The 1,644-nt window shown below is 38.2% G+C and carries 1 protein-coding gene; it reads right to left on the reverse strand.

Translation table 11 applies throughout. The features are described 5' to 3' along the window. Positions 1–61 precede the first annotated feature (61 nt). A complete protein-coding gene (locus tag JYB65_RS14805) occupies positions 62–1,516 on the reverse strand; it encodes an IS1182 family transposase (RefSeq protein ID WP_245156706.1) in 1,455 nt (484 codons plus the stop codon). Positions 1,517–1,644: the final 128 nt, after the last annotated feature.

Genomic DNA, 1,644 nt, shown 5'->3' on the forward strand with positions numbered 1-1,644 from the left:
TCAGACTGCTGACAAACGAAGCGAAAGAATTTTCGCTGCGTTTTAAAATGCTCTCATATTTTTAAGAAACTACCAATTTATGAAAAATAGTTAATTGAAACATTGAAGAAAGACGATTAAATGAAGATTCCCTCCTACTTAGTAGGAGAGCGATCCTTTTCATATTCTGTACCGCTGCTGTCAGCAGACATTGTTCGCGGACTCCGTCGATTCCGCGCAAACGACAATAACGAAGTCCATGCAGTTCTTTAGAATCTGCGAAACTTCGTTCTATATGTTCTTTTCTTTGTTTGTAAATCTCTCTGCCTGAATCGCTTAGTGTATAGAGCCGCTGCCATTGTTTGTAATCTTCCCAAATATGGCGCTGTAGGCTTTTACACCCTTGTTTTTCTCTCAAGCATTCTTCCTTTCTGGGGCAACAGCAACAATGAATCTCTTTTGCTTTGTATTCGCGATATCCTTCTCTATTTGTTGTCTTGTATTCTAAGTACTTTCTTTCAGGACAGATGTAGGTGTCCCATTCAGGGATATATCGAAACAGGAATTTTCCATAACTGCCTTTTTGACGGTTGCTTCTTTTGTAGCCTATTGCTGCGTTGATTCCCATATCCCATAATGCTTTGCAAATGTATGCAGTATTGTAACCCGCATCTATACCAACAGTTTTGGTTTGAAACCCAAATTTCTCAATCTGCTCTTTGATTCGCTTTATGTATGGCTCTGCATCATTGATATTCCCTGCTGTGACAAAAGTGTCTGTGATAATATTTGCTCTCTTGTCTACTGTTCGATGATCTAGGTAGAAAAAGCCTTTAGGTTTTCCATCTCGGTGCATAAATCCGCTCTGGGGATCTGTTTTGCTCTGTTTGATATCTTTGGTTTCTTTTTCTTCTTTTCCGTCCGTACCAGTTCCACCGGAGTTTCCGTCGTCATCCTTTTTCTTAAGCGGCTTCTTTCCATGCTTTTTTCTGTCTTCAGCTACTGCCTTGTCAAGTTCCTTAAGATAGGCCTTTGGCGTTACTTCCACCGTTACATTTGCATGCTTGTTTTTATTTGCATTCGCCTTTAAATGGGTACTATCCGAGTAAAGAACTTTTCCACCAACTAATCCTGCATCCATAGCTTGTCTTACAATTTCATCAAATATCTGCTGGGGAACATCAGTATTACGATATCGCCTTCGGCGATTTTGCCAAATTACACTAGCATCAGGAATTTTATCTTTCAAGCTATACCCAAGAAACCAACGATATGCGATATTGAAATTTACTTCCTCTACAAGACGTCTTTCGCTTCTAATTCCGTAAAGATAGCCTAAAAAAAGCATCTTAAAAAGAATTTCAGGTTCTACCGCAGGTCTTCCAGTATCTTTGCTGTAATAGGGTGCACAGATTTTATTAATGAAAGAAAAATCAATATACCGATCTATTTTTCTAAGAAGATGATCTGCAGGCACTAATTCCTCGATCATGATAATCTCTAATTCTGACTGTCTGTTTGAACCTTCTGTAATCATGACAAACTCCTTGAAATATCAATGTTTTATTAACATTATTATATCACAAAAACAGTCAGTTTTGCTATTTTTTATGGTATTTGAAAACCCTGCACAAAAAAATTGTGCAGGGTTTGTCAGCAGTCTGA

This window comes from Clostridium aminobutyricum, from assembly GCF_017255415.1.
GTDB lineage: Bacteria > Bacillota > Clostridia > Peptostreptococcales > Anaerovoracaceae > Aminipila > Aminipila aminobutyrica.